Consider the following 18,395-nt stretch of genomic DNA (forward strand, 5'->3'; position numbering starts at 1 on the left):
GTTCCGGCAAGCGCGGCAAAAGCGGAGACGTCAAACCCAACGCGGGCATCAAAGAGTATGGTGCCGATGCGGCAATTATTGATATTGATCTGCCCGGCATTGGCGGTATTGAAGCGGTCAGGAATCTTCGCACCGCGGGCTCATTAATTCCGGTGATTGTGATGAGCGGGAAAAACGCGGAATTTTACGCCTATAAGAGTAAAAAAGCAGGTGCCAATGGTTTTATCAGTAAAAAGAACAATCTGAACGACCTGGCACAAGCCGTTGACGCGGTGCTTTCCGGCTATGGTTTTTTCCCGCTGCGCCTGAGTCACCAGGCGGAGGGCGATCAACTGGTGCAGGACAGCGACAAATTGCTGCTGCTGTCGCATCGCGAATATGAAGTGCTGCGCTACCTCGGTGAAGGCACCGAGATTGTCAAAATTGCCAACCGCATGAAGCTCAGCAATAAAACGGTCAGTACCTATAAAGCCAGACTAATGGAAAAGTTATCGCTGAAAAATCAAAAGGATTTACTCGATTTCACCCGCCGGAACCAGATTAACTGATGCGACTTTTTTCCCTGTGCGCGCTGTGCTGCGCGCTGCTGCTTGTCGCCCCACTTCGCGCGGCGGTGCAGCAGCTTAACTATCAGCCCAACGATTTGCCGGCGATGCCCGCGCCGATGCTCAATGACGCCGACTGGCACTGGCTGGGGCAAAAGCGCGACAGCGTGATTGGCATCTATGGGCCGGATCGGCCACCGATGCTGCGCACCAATCCTGAGGGCAGAGTGTTTGGCTACATTCCCGATGCGGCTTACGCTGCGCTGCACAGCCTGGGTATCAGTTTTCGCGTCAAACATTATGACACCGCGCCCGAAGCCTTTGCCGCGCTGGCGCGCGAAGAGCTGGATATGATATTTGTGCCGGCCGGTGAAGCGGTGCCGGCGCATGTTAACGACACCATCAGCGTAACCGCGCTGAAAGCCAGCCCGGTTCGGGTGGTACGCAGCAGCAGTAACCCGCTGGCCGGTCAGGAGTTTTTACCCGGCCCGGCGATAACCTCTCCCTACAGCCAGCTGCCGCAGGTCGCGATGGGCACCCTGCCTTATGCCGATGTGCCGGCGGTGGAAGCCTATTACCTGATTGAACGCAACTATCTGAATACGCTGACCATCGATCACATTCTGCCCGATCTCAGCTCGCCGTATCGCTTTGTGGTCAACAGCAAAGAACACGTACTGGCGCGGGCGATGCGTATTGCCTTTGACGCGCTGCAGCGCCACGCGGCCGGTGAGATCATCGCCGCACGCTGGGATATCGCCAACATCACGCGCTTCGTCACCACGCCGCTGGCACTGACGCCCACCGAGCAGGCCTGGCTACAGACGCATAGCCAAATCAATATGGCGGTCACGGACCTGGTCGCACCATTCTTTATTAAAAACGCGCAGGGCGAAATCACCGGCATCGTGCCGGAGTTGCTCAATCTGATTGAAATGCGCACCGGACTGAGCTTCAACTTTGTTGAGATCAGCGACAGTCGCGATCTGACCGCGCGGATGAAACGCGGCGATATCACGATTGCCGCACCGCTGATCTGGAGCCAGCAGCGCAGCCGTGACTTTCTGATGACCACACCGTTTATGTTCACGCCGGAAGTGCTGGTGACCAACACGGCCGCTCAGGATGGGCCGCCAAAACGCGCCGCGCTGGTGCGCGAGCAGGATGCCTCCCACTGGTTCCTGAAAAAATATCCTGATGTGTCAGTCGATTATGTTGGCAATCCCAGCCTGGCGATGCAGTGGGTGGCGGATGGGCAAACCGACGCCACCATTAATACGCTGGTGGGCGCACGCTATCTCTCCGAAGGTCTGTATCCCGGCAAACTGCGTTTAACCGAGCTGAAACCGGCACAGGAAGCGGCTATCGCCTTTGGCATCAGCCGCAGCGAGCCGGAACTGCAGGACATCATGAACAAAGCGCTAGCCGCCATTCCGGCTGGCATGATGACCGATGTATTAACCCACTGGCAGGCCACGCCCGCCGCGCATTTCGACACCTGGAAGCTGTACCGCAAAGAGTTTTATGTCGGCGCGCTGGGCGCAGCCACCATCATCGCCGTCACCTTTGTCTGGGCAGTGTTGCTGATGCGGCAGGTCAAACGGACGCGCCGCACCAAAGCGCTGCTGCGCCAGGAAATTCAGCTGCGCGATCGCCTGATCAATGGTCCGCCGCGGCCGTTTTATGTCGCCTCGCTGGATGGGATGATTGTGCACACCAATCCGGCGTTTACCCAGTTTTTCACCCCGGAAGAACAAACCCATCTGGGCTATTCGCTGTATGACTGTCGCCATCCGCTCTATCACGTGTGGCAGCAGATCGACAAAAACATCCAGCCCGGCGACATTCCGGAAGAGGCGGAATTTGTTATTGATGACGGGCGGCAGAAGCGCCATATCCGTCACTGGATGACCTCGTACACCGGCGATGAAGTCGGCAGCGGCGGGCTGATTTGCGGCTGGCAGGACGTCACTGACTACCTGCAATTGCTGGAAGATCTTTCGCTGGCGCGCGAAGCCACCGAGCTGGCCAGCCAGAGCAAAAGCGACTTCCTCGCCACCATGAGCCATGAAATTCGCACGCCGCTCAGTGCGGTGATTGGCCTGCTGGAACTGCAGACGCAGGAAGGCCGCGCCGATACCGAACTGATTCGCGTGGCGCACGAAGCGGCGGTCAGCCTGATGGATATCGTTGGCGACATTCTCGATATGGCGAAAATTGAGTCGGGACGCATGACGCTGCAGCCGCAGTGGGTCAGCCTGCATGCGCTGGTGCGTCCGGTGATCTGTGCCTTCGACGGCCTGGCGCGGCAAAAAGGCATCAACCTGAACCTGATGCTGCCGGTCGGCGATGACGATCTGTTTTGCGATGCCAGTCGCGTACGCCAGGTGCTGTCTAACCTGGTGGGTAACGCCGTTAAGTTCACCGATCAGGGTGAAGTGAAGGTGACGGTGGGTCTGACGCCGCTGGAAAGTCATACCGAGCTGCGGATTCAGGTAGCCGATACCGGACGCGGCATCGATAAAGCAGCGCAAAATGCGCTGTTCCGCCCGTTCGAACAGGCCGGCCTGTCGGATAACGCCGGCACCGGGCTGGGCCTGTTTATCTGCCAGGAGATCACCCGCCTGATGGGCGGCAGCATTTCTCTGGAGAGCGAACCCGGCGTCGGCACCGTGCTCAACGTCGCCGTGCCGGTCAGCGTGCGTGATATCGCTACCCCGCTGCCGTCTCCGGTCGCGGAACCGTTGCCCGCTGCGCCGCAGGTCGCGCTGAATGTGCTGATCATTGACGATCATCCGGCCAACCGCCTGCTGATTTCGCGTCAGCTGACGCTGTTAGGTCATAGTTTCCGCGAAGCGAACAACGGTGAAGAAGGCCTGGCGCAGTGGCGGCAGCAGAAGCCGGATGTGATCATTACCGATTGCAATATGCCGGTGATGAACGGTCTGGACATGACGCGCAACATCCGCCGGGAAGATAAACACACCTACATCATCGGTATCACCGCCAACGCGCAGCAGTCCGAGCGCCAGCGCTGCCTCGAAGCGGGCATGAACGAGTGCGTGTTCCGACCGGTTAAGCTGGCGCAGTTAACCACGATTCTGAGCCAGATTCACAGCGCCAGCACGCTGTCGGTCGGTGATGATTTTTCTGACTGGGTGGATATTGCCGAAATCGAGAAATATATGCCCAACAGCCCCGGCGCGATCGCGGATTTTCTCGAGATCGTGATTAATGAAGCACGCACCGATCTGACGCAGGCGATTGACGTGGTACAAAGCGGCGATCTCGCCACTGCCGCCAGCCTGTTTCATCGCATCACCGGATCGCTGCGCGTCACCGGCATCCGTCAGCTGACGGAGCAGTGCGAAATGCTGGAAGAGCTGGCGGAAATGCAGGAAGACCGGGAAATTATCCTGCTGCATTTGCGGGAAGCGCTAACGCTGGTGGACAGGATGGAAGCCTCGTTGCGTCAGCAAACCACACCCGCCCAGGCTGGCGCGCACTGAGGCTCGTCGTCAGGCGGTTTTGATCAGCTTATGCAGCAGCGGATGAGTGATCTGCTCAAACATCCCGGCGTTATTAAATGCCCGCGCCGCCAGCATCGCGCCGTGCACGCTGGCCATCAGCGTTTTGGCTTCGTTTTCAGCGCTGTCGCTGAGCTGGAAAACGCCGCTGGCGGCGCCTTTGCTCAGCTGGCGCGCTAACCAGCCGGAGAGATCGCTGAAGTGGCCGCTGACTTCCGTGGCGACATCCGGCGGCAGCGTGGGCATTTCCGCCGCCAGCATCGCGCAGATGCAGAAAGGCGAAGTTCCCTCTTTAATGCAGTGCGCCCAGTAATCGACGTAGGCCTTCACTTCGTTCAGCGGATCGTTGATCTGTTCATCCATCGCCTGCATGCCCGCCTGCGCCTCAGCACGATATTCCACCACCACCGCTTTCACCAAATCGGCTTTGCCGGGAAAATGGTGGTGAATGCTGGCCTTACGGATATCCACCTGTGCGGCAATATCGGCATAGCTAAAGCTTTTATAGCCGCCGGCGGTGAGCAACTGGCGGGTGCAGGCCATGATTTCGCGGGCTTTAGAGGAACGGGCAGTCATAACGCAATCCGGTAGAACAACAGAGATCGGTCAACCTACTGGCAGGCAGGGAAGAAGTCAAGCCAGCGGCCTGACGGGCAGCGCGCACTTTTTTCATTTTTTCAGCAATATTTTCATCGCTGATTCGTCTACCTCATCACCAACCCTGTTTATTACCGTAATGAGGAACCCCAATGAGAGATTTTGACAGGCATCAGCATCCCCGTGGTCACCGCTTTGGTCATCACCGCATGGCGAAACCGCTGCTGCTCGGCGTGGTGCTGTTTGCTGCCCTTGGCCTGCTGGTGATGTCGCTGTGGAATGCGCTGCTGCCGGAACTGACCGGCGTAAAAAGTATCGGCTTCTGGCAGGCGCTGGGACTGCTGGTGCTGTGTCGCATCCTGTTTGGCGGGCTGGGCTTCCATCCCGGTATGTTTGGCATAGCGCGTCGCCGCATGCATGAACGCTGGATGCAGATGACGCCGGAGCAGCGCGAAGCCTTTATGCAGCAGCGGCGCGAGCGGTTTGGCGGCCGTGGTCATCATGGCGGACGCTGTGACTGGCACGATCGCCGCAGCCAGCGTGACGATCCGCGCCCGCCCGCGGACGATGCGCCCGCCAAATCCCCGGATGCAGAGTAAACGGCATGGCGCAGGATTCGCGGCTGCTGGCGGCCCTCGGCGCCTGCCGCACTAAGCTCAGCGCCTTTATTCGCGGCCGCAGCGAGCGGCACGATGAGGCCGAAGATATCCTGCAGGAGATCAGCTGGAAACTGCTGCAGGTGGAACAGCCGGTGGAGAACGTCAGCGCCTGGCTGTTTCGCGCCGCGCGCAACGAGATAACCGATCGGTCACGAAAAAAACGCGAGCTCTCGCTGTTTAACGCCGCCGGGGACGAAGACTTTCCCGAGGATGAAATTGCCGAAACGCTGTTTGGCGTGGCGCAGACGCCGGAGGATGAGTATCTGAAAACGCTGCTATGGGAAGAGCTGGACGATGCGCTCGCGGAACTGCCTGCTGCGCAGCGCGAGGTATTTGAAAAGACCGAGCTGCTCGGCTTCAGCTATCAGGATCTGGCCGCCGAAAGCGGCGACAGCGTGCAGGCGCTGCTGTCGCGCAAACATAAAGCGGTTCTGTTTCTGCGCACCCGGCTGCGCAGCCTGTACGACGAACTCACGGCCTGACCTGCGTAACCCGATAGCCAAACGGCCATCGGGTTGCGTGCTTTACCACCAGGCCGCGGTGGGCTGCGGCTGTAACAGATCAATGCCCTCGCCCAGCATCGGCAGACACAGTGCAACCTGATGCTCCGCCGCCACCTGGACGATTTGGATAAACGGATCGTCCCAGCGGTGAAAAGCTAAATCAAAAGCCGCGTTGTGAATCGGAAACAGCCAGCGCGCGTTGAGGTCCTGAAACGCGCGCAACGTGTCCTGCGGCAGCATATGAATGTCGGCCCAGCGCTTATCGTAAGCGCCATTTTCCAGAAACGCCGCATCAAACGGGCCGTATTTCCGGCCAATCGCTTTGAAACCGTCGAAGTAACCGGAGTCACCGCCAAAAAACAGGCGGAACTGGTCAGAAATCAGCGTCCACGAACACCACAACCGTTTGTTGCTGTCGAACAGGCCACGGCCGGAAAAGTGCTGCGACGGCGTCGCGACAAAATGGATGCCGCCGATATCCCGCGACTGCCACCAGTCGAGCTGGATGACTTTCTCCGGCGCAACACCCCACTTAATCAGCAAATCGCCGACGCCGAGCGGCGTGAGAAAGTGCTTCACCCGATCTTTCAGCTGCATGATGGTGTGGTAATCGAGATGATCGTAATGGTCGTGCGACAAAATAATGCCTTCGATCGGCGGCAGATCGGCCACGGCAATTGGCGCTGGCTGAAAGCGCTTTGGTCCCAGTCGCTTAAAGGGCGACGCGCGCTCGGCGAACACCGGATCGGTCAGCCAGAACTGGCCATTGATCTTCAGCAACAGCGAAGAGTGGCCGAGGCGAAAGACGCTGTTGGGCGCGGCCTGTGCCAGCGCGGCGGCCGTGATGGGCTGCACCGGCAGCGCGGCCGGCGGCTGGGTATCTTTCGGTTTATTGAACAGGAAATCCCACAGCATTTTGCGGTAGTCGCCAAAGCTCAGCGACTGACGCGGCTGGACATTGCGAAACTTTTTGCCATCAAACTGGGCGGAGTGCGGATACTCCCTGATTGCACCCCGGCAGAGGCTGGAACCCTTCAACATAGCGCGGATACCTCGAAAATGAGAAAGCTGGCTGGCAGCAGCGGTAAACATCTGCGGCTACGTTAACCGTTTTATGCCGCGCGCGTCCTCACATTACGAGCCATCTCACAACCGGTAACGCAGAATTTCGCTGCCGGTGTGGCCTTTCCCTGGCGGATGACAGGGCGGCAGCAGGCAGGTAAAGTAGCGCTTTTGCATGATTTTACGAGGGAAAATGAACACGCTTTTCGTTTACGGCACGCTGCAGCCGGGCCAGTGCAATGCGCATATTCTGGAAAACATCGGCGGTGAGTGGCTGGCAGGGACGGTCGCCGGCACTTACTATGCTAACGGCTGGGGCGCGGCCGCCGATTTTCCCGGCATCGTACTGGATGAGCACGGCGCGCGCGTGCCGGGTTATCTGTTCATCTCGGACCGGCTGGCGCTGCACTGGCCGATGCTGGATGAGTTTGAAGATGGCTACGATCGGGTGCCGGTCGAGGTCACTACGTCCGACGGCCAGCAGCGGACGGCGTGGATTTATCAGCTGCAGCCACAGCAGGACACCGCGCGCTAACCTCGCACCTTGCCTACACTGATCCTCACCGGACTGTGAGGAGAAGCCATGATCACCATTTGTACCGCCTGCGGCACGTCTTATCAGCAGCAGCAACCTGCCCTTACGCAGTGTCGCATTTGTCAGGATGAACGCCAGTTTGTGCCGCCCGGCGGGCAGCAGTGGATCGATCAGTCTGCGCTGCGCGCCTCGCATCAAAACCAGTGGCAACAGCTGGAGCCCGGGCTGCTCAGCCTGCAAACCGTACCGGATTTTGCCATTAACCAGCGCGCCATTGTGCTGCAAACGCCGCACGGCAATATCCTGTGGGATTGCATCGCCCATCTGGATGACGCCACCGTCACGCTGCTGCGTGCGCTCGGCGGCCTGCACGCCATCGCCATCTCCCATCCCCACTATTACAGCACCATGCAGGACTGGGCCGACGCCTTCGACGCGCCGGTGTATCTGCACGCCAGCGACAGCGAGTGGATTATGCGTGCATCGCCCCGTCTGCAGCCCTGGCACGGCGACAGCTGTGATCTGCTGCCGGGCGTGCGGCTGTTACGTCTGGGCGGCCACTTTGCCGGCGGCACGGTGCTGCACTGGGCACACGACGGCGGCATGCTGCTGAGCGGCGATATTTTGCAGGTAACGCCCGGTGCCAGTGCGGTTTCGTTTATGTGGAGCTATCCCAATATGCTACCGCTGGCCGGCGCCACGGTGACAGCCATGCTGCAGCGGTTGCAGGGCGTGAAGTTTATGCGCCTGTACGGCGCGTTTGCCGGCCGCGAAATTCTCGCGCGTGCCGATGAGGCAGTACAGCAGTCGGGTCGTCGCTATCTGGCCTGTCTGCAACATCCACAGCCGTAGCGCTTACACAGCCGCGCTGGATAAATACCAGGCGATCGCACCGCGCACGGATGTACAGACGTCTGGACGTATACTATAGTCGGTTTCCTGCAAACATAAGGAAACCTGCAAACAATGAAAAAAACATGGCTTACCGCCCTGCTGGCGGCCTCTGTCACCCTGCTCAGCGCCTGTGACAACCACAACGACAACAAAATCAAAGTGGCGATCAATACCGGACCGGATGAGGCGCTGTGGCAGACCGTGAAGCAGGTGGCACACGATAAATATCAGCTCGATGTCGATGTAGTGGCGTTTAACGATTACGTACAGCCGAACGAAGCGCTGTTCAATAAAGATGTGGACGCCAATGCGTTCCAGAGCCTGCCTTATCTGGAGATGCAGTCCAAAGAGCGCGGGTATAAATTTGCCGTCGTGACCAATACCTTTGTGTTTCCGATTGCCGGTTATTCACGCAAAATTAAATCACTGCAGGATCTGCCGGATGGCGCTACCGTGACCGTGTCTAACGAAGCGACCACTCTGGGGCGTAGCCTGCTGCTGTTGCAGGCGCAGGGCCTGCTGAAGGTGAAACCCGAAGCCGGTCTGCTGCCGACCACGCTGGATATTACCGACAACCCGAAAAAGCTGAAGATTGTGGAAGTGGATACGCCGCAGCTGGCGCGCACGCTGGACGATCCGCAGGTTTATCTGTCGATCATTAATAATAACTTTGCCGCGCTGGTCAATTTATCCGCCTCGCGTGACGGGATGTTTATGGAAGGCAAAGCGTCGCCATATGTGAATGCGATTGTGGCGCGCGAAGATAATAAAGACAGCCCGAACGTGCAGAAGCTGAAAGAAGCGTTCCAGTCCCAGCCGGTGCTGGATAAAGCCAACGAGATTTATAAAGGCGATATTATTAAGGGTTGGTAAGGATTACCTGCCTGTTGATGCAGGCAGGAACAGGATTACCGCACCCATCGTAGCGGCGCAATTTATTGCGCTACCTACAGCGGTGCGGTCATTTAAAACGCGCGATAAATCGCGCCGCTACTATGTGTGCAGGATGGTGGTGCCGAAATACAATGCCGCACGGATCGTAGCGGCGCAATTCATTGCGCATTCCGGCAACTGTGAAGGGTTTAACTTAGCGCGATAAATCGCGCCGCTACATATTGTGCGGTCGGAGGATACGGATATAATTTTTGGTACAAAGTCTTAGCATCGCTATTTCCTGCATTTTTAATCATCTCGCTATCTGCGCTCCCCCATCCCATTTTCTGCCAGCCAGTCCGCTTCTGCTGCTGTCTGAATCGTCTACACTTCAGGTTGAAAAAGCCGCAGCGGTGTAAAAATGGCGTAAAAATTTGGTCGATTGGTATAAAAATCGCGTACAAAAAAACGCCAACCCCTACCGATTACGCCGCTGAAACGCTATCTTCGCCAGCATAAAAGTGGGTGATTGCGACACGCCAGTGCGGTTGATGGCGCTCGCCCTTTCTCCCTGAAAAAACAGGAAATGTATGAGTCAATCAGAGAAACAGTCTCTGCCTGCTGGCATGCTGGCCGCCGCCGGCATCGTGTTTGGTGATATCGGTACCAGCCCGCTGTATACACTGAAAGAATGCCTGTCGATTTTGCCGGACGGCGCGCCGTCGGCGCTGGCGGTGATGGGCTTTCTGTCGCTGATCTTCTGGGCGCTGACGCTCATCGTCACGTTGAAATATGTCTGCTTCGTGATGCGCGCCGACCACGACGGCGAAGGCGGTATTCTCACCCTGATGTCACTGGCTCGCCGCAACGTTGGCCGCAAAGCCGGTCATATCATCGTGCTGGCCGGTCTGATTGGCGGCGCATTTTTCTATGGTGATGGCGTGATCACTCCAGCCATCTCGGTGCTGTCGGCCATCGAAGGGATTCAGGTGGTCTCGCCCGGGCTGGAAAAATATGTGGTGCCGCTGGCGCTCACCATTCTCGCGCTGCTGTTCATTATTCAGAAACACGGCACGGAAAAGGTCAGCCGGGTGTTTGGCCCGGTGATGTTTGTCTGGTTTGTGGCCATCGGCGCACTTGGCATACGCGGTATTCTGCTCAACCCGGAAGTGCTGCACGCGCTCAGTCCGTCCTATGCGCTGACCTTCCTGCTCAGCCACAAGGCGCTCTCGCTCGCGGCGATGGGCATGGTGGTGCTGGCGGTGACCGGCGCGGAAGCGCTGTATGCCGACATGGGCCACCTGGGCAAAGCGCCGATTCGTCTCGCCTGGCTGGTGATTGCCATGCCGGCGCTGATACTGAATTACTTCGGCCAGGGCGCGCTGGTGATCGCCGATGCGCAGGCGCTGAACAATCCGTTCTTTAATCTGGCTCCCGGCTGGGCGCAGATTCCACTGATTGTGCTGTCAACGCTGGCCACGGTCATCGCGGCGCAGGCGGTGATTTCCGGCGTCTATACCCTGACGCATCAGGCCATTCGCCAGGGCTTTTTACCGCCGATGCGCATCATTTTTACCTCGCATACCGAGTCCGGGCAGATTTACATTCCGGTGGTGAACTGGCTGCTGTTCACCGCCGTGATGCTGATTGTGCTGGCTTTCCGTCAGTCGTCGGCGTTGTCCTCGGCGTACGGCATCGTGGTGACCGGCACCATGGTGATCACGGCCTGTCTGGCGGGCGTGGTGGCGCTGCGTAACTGGCGCTGGCCGCTGCCGCTGGCGCTGTTGTTCCTGCTGTGTATGCTGGTGGTTGACGTGCCGCTGTTCATCGCCAACCTGATGAAACTGCTGTCTGGCGGCTGGGTACCGGTGCTGCTGGCGCTGACCATGATGGGATTGATGCTGATCTGGAGCAGCGAGCGTAACCGCCTGATTCGCCGTTTAAATAACGATCAGGACGGTTTGCTGGCGCTGGTGAAATCGCTGGAGAGCAATCCGCCGAACCGCGTCGAAGGTACCGCCATTTTCCTCGCACGCAAGGAGTTTGAAATTCCCCAGGCACTGTTGCACAACCTCAAGCATAACCGCGTGCTGCATCGCCGCGTGGTGCTGTTGCATATCCGCACCACTGACACGCCGCGCGTCTATAACCAGCAGCGCATCAGCATTACGCAATTGTCGCCGTCGTTCTGGCAGGTCACTGCCGCTTACGGCTGGCGTGAAGTGCCGTCGATGGCCGAGATTCTGCATCTGTGCGGACTGGAAGGTTTTGGCTGCACGGTGAATGAAGCGTCATTTTTTACCGCACACGATACGCTGGTGATGAAAAAACGCCGCGGTCTGGCGCGGGTGCGCGGCGGGATTTTTCACTTCTGCCAGCGCAACGCGCTGCGCGCCCATGAACAATTTCATATTCCGCCCAATCGGGTGATCGAACTGGGCGGCCAGCGCGAGTTTTAAGCCGCAGGGCCACGGATGGCCGGATTTGCCCGCACATGACGCACCGACTTTTTTTAATGGCAAATGTAAGCAGATGAAAAAATATTAGCGAAACATTACCGGAGTTGTGGCGGAACTTTTCTTAACATCTGATTAGCAATTAAAGCTAAAACGCATAACCTCATCAGGTGTTTATTAACCCTACCGGCATGATGATTCACCGTGCGCTTTGCCGGAATGTATAAACCAATAAACAACGATCTCAGGATCGGTTAATTCACTTCCGGCTCTGTTGTTATTTTTGAGGAGTAAGACCATGAAAGCGTTAATTAACGATGTGATTTCCATTTTTACGCCGCAAAATGTTAAACCGGTTTTAATTCGCGCCGATTTGACGCACCGCGAATTATCTTCAATCCATCCGGCAGGTGTCACCTCAGTAAGCTGGGCCACGTCAATGGAAGAGTTAACAGACGCCATTGTGAAAAAAGCCCAGGCGGCCGGAGCCGTCGGTTATCACATCACCGACGTTGAATCACATGAGCCGGGCCACGACGGCCAGCACGTGATGGCGGCCACCGCCACGCTGTATCACATTAATGACAAGGTGGCTTACGGCTGATGCTCGGATTAACACGTTTTTCTGTTTATGGCCTGCCCTTCATTTCCGGCAGGCTTTTTTCATTAAAATAGGCGGCGAGAAAATCGAGAAAAACTTTAATACGCTGCGATTCTGCGGCGCGTTGCGTATACACCGCCCAGATATTGGCTTCCTGATACCACTGCGGTAATACTGCCACCAGCTCGCCCGTGGCCAGATACGGCGCCACATCCCACGCTGAACGCAGCGCAATACCATGCCCCTGCAACGCCCAATGCAGAATCACCTTGCCGCTATTGGAAGAGTAATGGCTGTTCAGGCGACACAACACCTGCTGCTCGCCATTGGTCAATGCCCAGTTACCAAATGAATTATCGCGTTCATTAATGATCAGACAGCTGTGATGAATTAACGCATCCAGCGAGGCTGGCATACCGGCGCGGGATAAATACGCCGGCGCGGCACATAAAATACGCCGGTTAGCAATCAGCCGGCGGGCAATATAGGAAGGATTGAGATCGTCGCCAACGCAGATTTCCACATCCGTGCCGCTCTGTAGCAGGTCGAATGCCCGATCGCTTAGCATCAGTTTAATATTCAGCGACGGATGCTGGTGAATAAATGCCGAAACCGCATCCGATAAATAGTCCTGACCGAAACCAAATGAGCAGCCGACGGTAATTTCCCCAGTCAGCTCGCCGCGCCACTGACGGAAATTATTGAGAAAGCCATCCATTTCCTGCACTACCTGCAGCGCGCCCTCCAGCGCTTTTTCACCTTCCGGCGTCAGGCGCATCACGCGGTTAGTGCGGAAAAACAGCCGCGTCTCCAGCTGTTTTTCCAGAATGGCGATGCGTTTACTGATGTAAGACGGTGACTGACCCAGCTCAATCGCCGCGCGGCCGAAACCGTCATGCCGCGCCACGCTGATAAACACGTACAGGTCTTCAATCGACGGCCAACCCTGTAACGGCTTCTGATAACTTTTTCCGGCAAGCAGTATTTTCATAACAGCACATGGTGAGTGAACGCCACGTGGTTATAACACAGATCCCAGAAAGCGCTGAAGCGAGTGCAGAAACCGCTCTGGCACCTCTTCCTGCGGCGAATGGCCGCACGGTAACGCCTCGCCCTGCACCTGCAACGCCTTGTCCTGCCAGGTGTGCACCACATCATACAGCTGACCGACCGTGCCCTTTTCGCCCCACAGCAGTAACAGCGGGCAGGCAATGCGCTGGTCGCTGTCAGCGGCATCGTGTTGCAAATCGATGCTGGCGGCGGCGCGATAATCTTCACATACCGCGTGGATCATCGCCGGATCCCGATAGCAGCGCAGATAATCTTCAAACACCGCCGCTTCGGTCGCACCCGGCGTTTTCAGCTGGCCATCAATGTGTTTACGCAAAAAGAACGCCGGATCGTGACCAATCATGGTCTCCGGCAGCGGGTGTGGCTGAATCAGGAAGAACCACCAGAAATAGCGCGTGGCGAACGCCTGATCGGTCAGCGCGTACATGGTGGCAGTCGGTGCGATATCGACAAACACGCAGCAGCTGACTTTCTCCGGGTGATCGAGCGCCAGCCGGTGCCCGACGCGCCCGCCGCGATCGTGGCCGACAAACGCCACGCGCTGCAGGCCGAGCGCGTCGATCAGCTGACTGATATCCTGCGCCATGCTGCGTTTGGCATACGGCAGATGTTCAGCGTCACTGGCGGGCTTGTCGCTGTCACCGTAGCCGCGCAAATCCGGCAGGATCACCTGATATTGCTGCGCCAGCTGCGGTGCGATTTTACGCCAGGCCAGATGATTTTGCGGATGGCCGTGCAGCATCAGCAAGGGCATGCCCTTGCCGCCGCTGGCCACGCGTAGCGTAACGCCATTATCCAGCGTCACATCCTGCAGGGTAAAACCGGCGATAAACGGCGACGGGCCGCGGTCGATAATCTTACTCATGGTTGCTCCCTGGTGCGCTGTAGCCACGGACGCTGCGCAAAGTGCTGCGCTTCAAACTGGCTGATATCCGCTTCATATTGCAGCGTCCAGTCCACCGCGCTGCCGCCACCGATCAGCATTTCGCGCTTCAGGGCACTGACCGTAAAGTGAATCACTTCATCCGCGAACTGAATGGTTTGCTGCTCCAGCGACACGCTGATGGTGTTGCGCTGCGCATCGGCGGCCACCGCGCTCAGACGCTGATAATCCGCCTCGCTCAGGCTCAGCGTCAGCACGCCGTTACGCTGGCAGTTGTCGTCAAAAATGCCGGCGAAGCTGGTGCCGATAATCGCGCGAATGCCCAGCTGATTCAGCCCCCACACCGCATGTTCGCGGCTGGAGCCGCAGCCAAAATTGGCGCCGACCAGCAAAAACGTCGCGTTCTGCCAGCCCGGCTGATTGAGGATGAAATCAGGGTTTGGTGCACCGTCGGCCAGAAAGCGCAGGTCAAAGAACACGCCGCGGTCCAGCCCCTGCCGGTCAATGCCTTTGAGAAACTGCTTGGGCATAATCACATCGGTATCGATGTTAGCAGCCGGCAGCGGTGCCAGCTTGCCGGTGATGGTAGTGAAAGCTTGCATATTAAACCCCGGATTGCAGATAGTGACGAACATCAACCAGATGGCCCGCCAGCGCAGCGGCGGCGACCATCGCCGGACTCATTAAGTGAGTACGCGCGCCCGCGCCCTGACGGCCGGCAAAGTTACGATTGGTGCCCGATGCGCAGCGATCGCCCGGTGCCAGCACATCTTCGTTCATCGCCAGACACATCGAACAGCCCGACTGACGCCACTCGAAGCCAGCGTCGATAAAGATGGCCGCCAGTCCTTCCGCCTCCGCCTGCTGCCGCACCTGGGTTGAGCCCGGCACGATGATGCCGCGCACGTGCGGCGCGATTTTGCGGGTACCAATCACCGCTGCCGCAGCGCGCAAATCTTCAATGCGCCCGTTGGTGCAGGAGCCGATAAACGCGTGGGTGATGGCAATGTCGGCCAGCGGCGTGCCGGCTTGCAGCCCCATGTAGTGCAGTGCATTTTTCATCGCCTGCTGTTTCACCAGATCGGGTTCGTCAGCCGGATTAGGCACGTGGCCGCTGATGGCGCAGGCCTGATCCGGGCTGATGCCCCAGGTGACTTTCGGTTCCAGATCGCTGCAATCAATGGTCAGTTGCCGGTCAAATACCGCCTCATCATCGCTGCGCAACGTGCGCCACTCGGCCAGCGCCTGCTGCCACAGTTCGCCCACCGGCATTTGCGGTTTGCCGGCAATGTAAGCGTAGACCTTGTCATCCGGCGCGATAATCGCCCCGCGCGCACCGGCTTCCACTGCCATGTTACACAGCGTCATACGCCCTTCCATGCTCAGCGCATCGATCGCGCTGCCGGTAAACTCAATCGCATATCCCGTAGCGCCGGATGCGCCAATCTGTTCGATCAACGCCAGCACGATGTCTTTGGCGGCGCAGCCAAACGGCAGCTCGCCGGTAACTTCAACGCGCATGGTTTTCAGCGTGCGATAAATCAATGTCTGTGTCGCCAGCAGGTGCTCGATTTCCGAGGTGCCGATGCCAAACCCCAGCGCGCCAAACGCCCCGTAAGTGGTGGTATGGCTGTCGCCGGCGGCAATCACCATGCCTGGCATCACCAGCCCCTGCTCGTGCGCCACCACATGTTCAATGCCCTGTCGCGGATCGAGCACGTCAAACAGCTCAATGCCAAAGTGCTCCGCATTTTTGCGGAAGTAATCGACCTGCAGCTGACCGCCAGCGTCGGTCATCGCCGCATCGCGCACTGGCCGCGTCGGGTTCACGTGGTCGACGTTGAGTAGAATGGTGGCCGGATGGCGCACGCGCCGCGACCGATCGCGCAGACCGCTAAACGCCTGCGGGCTGGTGTATTCATTGAGGATTGACCGGTCGATATAGAGCAGCACGTGCCCGTCATCGTCCAGGTGACGTACCACATGCTGTTCGATCAGCTTTTCATACAGGGTTTTGCCCGCCATGCTCATGTCCACGCGAAAGTTAAACAAGTCATCAGAGACCTTAGGGTAAACCCATTCGGCGTCAGATCATCAACACGCTCCGTGCAGTGATAGTGCATGATTTGTCATCGCGGCAGCGGATTTAATTTGACCTAAGTCGTGCCCGTCGTTATAAATAATAACCGCGCTCCGTTAGCGGATATATTGTTGCTTTTTCCCGCATTTCTGCTGTATTCCTGCCGTTTATTTCGCCATCCCGCTTTTATGAAAGTTAATTAATTGCCATCAATAGTTAATTAACTAAAAACAAGTTAATCTTTTCGTAACAATCTTTTAATTTGCCAACCGAATTTTTAACGTTCATCTGCAAAGAATAAACAGGACTGGCATGACTCAGACCAAAAAACTTGTGTCCGCGCTTTCGCTGACGGCACTGCTTGTCTCTTCAGCGGTTCACGCTGAGAACGCACCAGAAAAAACCGACGTGCTGCTGATTGGCGGCGGTATCATGAGCGCCTCGCTCGGTACCTGGCTGCAGGAGCTGCAACCGGGCTGGAAACAACTGATGGTTGAGCGTCTCGACGGCGTCGCGCTGGAATCCTCCAACGGCTGGAATAACGCCGGTACTGGCCACTCTGCCAACATGGAGCTGAACTACACGCCAGAGCGTGCAGACGGTTCCATCGATGTGAGCAAGGCGCTGGAAATCAATGAATCGTTCATGATTACCCGCCAGTTCCTGACCAGCCAGGTACAGCGTGGCGTGCTGCACGATCCGCGTTCGTTCATCAACTCCACCCCGCACATGAGCTTTGTCTGGGGCGACAAAAATGTCGAATATCTGACCAAGCGCTATGCGGCGCTGCAGAAAACGACCCTGTTCCAGGGCATGAAGTTCTCTACCGATCACAAGCAGATCGAGCAGTGGGCACCGCTGGTAATGGAAGGTCGCGATCCGAATCAGAAAGTGGCCGCCACCTGGACGCCGGTGGGTACCGATGTGAACTACGGTGAAATTACCCGTCAGCTGATCGGCAGCCTGCAGAAAGATCAGAACTTTAAGCTGGAAACCTCCTCCGAAGTCACCGATTTCAAACGCAACAGCGACAACTCCTGGCACGTCACCATCAAAGATGTGAAGAGCGGCGCAAACCGTGAAGTGGATGCGAAATACGTATTCATCGGCGCGGGTGGTGCGGCGATCAAGCTGCTGCAAAAAACCGGTATTCCTGAAGCCGATAACTACGGCGGTTTCCCGGTGGGCGGTTCGTTCCTGATGACCGAAAACCCGGAAATCACCAGCCGTCACCTGCAGAAAGTATATGGTCAGGCTTCCGTAGGCGCACCGCCAATGTCGGTACCGCACATCGATGCCCGTAACCTCGACGGTAAAAAAGTGGTGCTGTTTGGGCCGTTTGCCACGTTCTCGACCAAATACCTGAAGAACGGTTCGCTGTTCGATCTGCTGAGCGCCACCACCACCAGCAACTTCATGCCGATGACGCACGTGGGCATCGATAACTTTGACCTGGTGAAATACCTGATTGGTCAGGTGATGCTGAACGATGACGACCGTTTTGCCGCGCTGAAAGAGTACTACCCGAACGCGCGTAAAGAGGACTGGAAACTGATTCAGGCCGGCCAGCGTGTGCAGATCATCAAGAAAGATGCTGAGAAAGGCGGCGTGCTGAAGCTGGGTACCGAAATCGTGACCGATCAGCAGAAAACCGTGGCGGCCCTGCTGGGTGCTTCACCGGGTGCATCTACCGCGGCACCGATCACCCTGAACGTGATGCAGAAGCTGTTCCCGCAGCAGTTCGCGTCACCGGAGTGGCAGCAGAAGATCCGCGCTATCGTGCCAAGCTTCGGCCAAAAGCTGAACGGCAACACCGCGCTGACCCAGCAGGTATGGGATAACACCGCATCCGTGCTGCAGCTGACCAAACCGCCAGTGATTAACATGGACGATCAGCAGTCGGCACCTACGCAGGCCAAACCGCGCGAAGAGTCCGCGAAGCAGGATATGGCGCTGTAATAGGCCATCGCTGAGTCAATCGAACCGATGCCGGTGCGCGAGCCATCGCCCACCGGCATTTTTATGTCTGAGGATTGGCTGATTGCTGTGTCAGATTGCGCAATAAAATTGCGCTGCTACGGTTTGTACGCGCTGTGATTACTGCACCTT

16 protein-coding genes are annotated in these 18,395 nt (G+C 57.5%); 10 read left to right on the top strand and 6 right to left on the bottom strand.

Annotation, left to right across the window (positions count from 1 at the left end; translation table 11 throughout):
* Together QMM04_RS13070 and QMM04_RS13075 are read left to right on the top strand one after the other, a co-directional pair.
* Positions 1-548 (top strand): response regulator (locus tag QMM04_RS13070; protein WP_282996311.1); only part of this gene is annotated, 548 nt, incomplete at its 5' end.
* Positions 548-4,054 (top strand): response regulator, encoded by a 3,507-nt coding sequence (locus QMM04_RS13075; RefSeq protein WP_282996312.1) that lies wholly within the window; start codon positions 548-550, stop codon positions 4,052-4,054. The genes QMM04_RS13070 and QMM04_RS13075, both read left to right, overlap by 1 nt.
* A 9-nt stretch (positions 4,055-4,063) precedes the next feature.
* Here QMM04_RS13075 and QMM04_RS13080 read toward each other — a convergent pair whose 3' ends face one another.
* Entirely contained in the window at positions 4,064-4,648 is a 585-nt protein-coding gene (locus tag QMM04_RS13080; RefSeq protein ID WP_282996313.1) for a TetR/AcrR family transcriptional regulator, read from the bottom strand.
* Positions 4,649-4,821: 173 nt separating this feature from the next.
* Between QMM04_RS13080 and QMM04_RS13085 the strand changes: the two genes are divergently transcribed.
* Both QMM04_RS13085 and QMM04_RS13090 read left to right on the top strand, forming a co-directional pair.
* Positions 4,822-5,268, top strand: coding sequence for a hypothetical protein (locus QMM04_RS13085; protein ID WP_282996314.1), 447 nt, complete (start codon positions 4,822-4,824; stop codon positions 5,266-5,268).
* A gap of 5 nt (positions 5,269-5,273) precedes the next feature.
* Positions 5,274-5,810, top strand: a complete 537-nt coding sequence (locus QMM04_RS13090) for an RNA polymerase sigma factor (RefSeq protein WP_021509476.1) — start codon at positions 5,274-5,276, stop codon at positions 5,808-5,810.
* 42 nt (positions 5,811-5,852) lie between these two features.
* Here QMM04_RS13090 and QMM04_RS13095 read toward each other — a convergent pair whose 3' ends face one another.
* Positions 5,853-6,872, bottom strand: a complete 1,020-nt coding sequence (locus QMM04_RS13095) for an MBL fold metallo-hydrolase (protein ID WP_282996315.1) — start codon at positions 6,870-6,872, stop codon at positions 5,853-5,855.
* A 214-nt stretch (positions 6,873-7,086) separates the two neighbouring features.
* Here QMM04_RS13095 and QMM04_RS13100 point away from each other — a divergent pair, with 214 nt between their 5' ends.
* From QMM04_RS13100 to QMM04_RS13120, 5 genes are all read left to right on the top strand, one after another.
* Positions 7,087-7,428: a gamma-glutamylcyclotransferase family protein gene (locus QMM04_RS13100; RefSeq protein ID WP_058781439.1), complete on the top strand. Its 342-nt coding sequence runs from the start codon at positions 7,087-7,089 to the stop codon at positions 7,426-7,428.
* A gap of 48 nt (positions 7,429-7,476) precedes the next feature.
* Positions 7,477-8,280, top strand: coding sequence for an MBL fold metallo-hydrolase (locus QMM04_RS13105; RefSeq protein WP_282996316.1), 804 nt, complete (start codon positions 7,477-7,479; stop codon positions 8,278-8,280).
* Positions 8,281-8,394: 114 nt separating this feature from the next.
* Positions 8,395-9,195: a MetQ/NlpA family lipoprotein gene (locus tag QMM04_RS13110; RefSeq protein WP_021509481.1), complete on the top strand. Its 801-nt coding sequence runs from the start codon at positions 8,395-8,397 to the stop codon at positions 9,193-9,195.
* A 590-nt stretch (positions 9,196-9,785) separates the two neighbouring features.
* Positions 9,786-11,654 carry a low affinity potassium transporter Kup gene (gene kup, locus QMM04_RS13115; protein ID WP_058770127.1) on the top strand — a complete coding sequence of 623 codons (1,869 nt, stop codon included), beginning with the start codon at positions 9,786-9,788 and terminating at the stop codon, positions 11,652-11,654.
* 295 nt (positions 11,655-11,949) lie between these two features.
* Positions 11,950-12,255 (top strand): DUF1471 domain-containing protein, encoded by a 306-nt coding sequence (locus QMM04_RS13120; RefSeq protein WP_021509483.1) that lies wholly within the window; start codon positions 11,950-11,952, stop codon positions 12,253-12,255.
* 25 nt (positions 12,256-12,280) lie between these two features.
* On the opposite strand, the gene QMM04_RS13125 is transcribed toward QMM04_RS13120, so the two are convergent.
* Genes QMM04_RS13125 through leuC form a run of 4 tightly spaced genes read right to left on the bottom strand, consistent with a single transcriptional unit; the run spans position 12,281 to position 16,231 of the window.
* Positions 12,281-13,243, bottom strand: coding sequence for a LysR family transcriptional regulator (locus QMM04_RS13125; protein ID WP_282996317.1), 963 nt, complete (start codon positions 13,241-13,243; stop codon positions 12,281-12,283).
* A gap of 30 nt (positions 13,244-13,273) precedes the next feature.
* The gene (locus tag QMM04_RS13130; RefSeq protein ID WP_282996318.1) at positions 13,274-14,188 is read right to left on the bottom strand and encodes an alpha/beta hydrolase; all 915 of its coding nucleotides are present in this window, start codon (positions 14,186-14,188) and stop codon (positions 13,274-13,276) included.
* Positions 14,185-14,808, bottom strand: coding sequence for a 3-isopropylmalate dehydratase small subunit (gene leuD, locus QMM04_RS13135; RefSeq protein WP_058775054.1), 624 nt, complete (start codon positions 14,806-14,808; stop codon positions 14,185-14,187). Before leuD ends, QMM04_RS13130 begins: the two co-directional genes overlap by 4 nt.
* 1 nt (position 14,809) lies before the next feature.
* Positions 14,810-16,231, bottom strand: coding sequence for a 3-isopropylmalate dehydratase large subunit (gene leuC / locus QMM04_RS13140; protein WP_282996320.1), 1,422 nt, complete (start codon positions 16,229-16,231; stop codon positions 14,810-14,812).
* Between the two features lie 367 nt (positions 16,232-16,598).
* Between leuC and mqo the strand changes: the two genes are divergently transcribed.
* On the top strand, positions 16,599-18,245 hold the full coding sequence (mqo, locus tag QMM04_RS13145; RefSeq protein WP_282996319.1) for a malate dehydrogenase (quinone): 1,647 nt from the start codon (positions 16,599-16,601) through the stop codon (positions 18,243-18,245).
* The last annotated feature ends 150 nt before the right edge of the window (positions 18,246-18,395 follow it).

The sequence above is a fragment of the Pantoea sp. Pa-EAmG genome, assembly GCF_030024295.1.
Lineage (GTDB): Bacteria > Pseudomonadota > Gammaproteobacteria > Enterobacterales > Enterobacteriaceae > Pantoea > Pantoea dispersa.

Bases quoted from the DNA above. Each gene is read 5' to 3' on its own strand.
- QMM04_RS13095 (WP_282996315.1), bottom strand. From the start codon at position 6,872: ATGTTGAAGGGTTCCAGCCTCTGCCGGGGTGCAATCAGGGAGTATCCG.
- QMM04_RS13110 (WP_021509481.1), top strand. From the start codon at position 8,395: ATGAAAAAAACATGGCTTACCGCCCTGCTGGCGGCCTCTGTCACCCTG.
- QMM04_RS13075 (WP_282996312.1), top strand. From the start codon at position 548: ATGCGACTTTTTTCCCTGTGCGCGCTGTGCTGCGCGCTGCTGCTTGTC.
- leuC (WP_282996320.1), bottom strand. From the start codon at position 16,231: ATGGCGGGCAAAACCCTGTATGAAAAGCTGATCGAACAGCATGTGGTA.
- QMM04_RS13125 (WP_282996317.1), bottom strand. From the start codon at position 13,243: ATGAAAATACTGCTTGCCGGAAAAAGTTATCAGAAGCCGTTACAGGGT.
- QMM04_RS13100 (WP_058781439.1), top strand. From the start codon at position 7,087: ATGAACACGCTTTTCGTTTACGGCACGCTGCAGCCGGGCCAGTGCAAT.
- leuD (WP_058775054.1), bottom strand. From the start codon at position 14,808: ATGCAAGCTTTCACTACCATCACCGGCAAGCTGGCACCGCTGCCGGCT.
- QMM04_RS13130 (WP_282996318.1), bottom strand. From the start codon at position 14,188: ATGAGTAAGATTATCGACCGCGGCCCGTCGCCGTTTATCGCCGGTTTT.
- QMM04_RS13090 (WP_021509476.1), top strand. From the start codon at position 5,274: ATGGCGCAGGATTCGCGGCTGCTGGCGGCCCTCGGCGCCTGCCGCACT.
- QMM04_RS13085 (WP_282996314.1), top strand. From the start codon at position 4,822: ATGAGAGATTTTGACAGGCATCAGCATCCCCGTGGTCACCGCTTTGGT.
- QMM04_RS13080 (WP_282996313.1), bottom strand. From the start codon at position 4,648: ATGACTGCCCGTTCCTCTAAAGCCCGCGAAATCATGGCCTGCACCCGC.
- QMM04_RS13105 (WP_282996316.1), top strand. From the start codon at position 7,477: ATGATCACCATTTGTACCGCCTGCGGCACGTCTTATCAGCAGCAGCAA.
- kup (WP_058770127.1), top strand. From the start codon at position 9,786: ATGAGTCAATCAGAGAAACAGTCTCTGCCTGCTGGCATGCTGGCCGCC.
- QMM04_RS13120 (WP_021509483.1), top strand. From the start codon at position 11,950: ATGAAAGCGTTAATTAACGATGTGATTTCCATTTTTACGCCGCAAAAT.
- mqo (WP_282996319.1), top strand. From the start codon at position 16,599: ATGACTCAGACCAAAAAACTTGTGTCCGCGCTTTCGCTGACGGCACTG.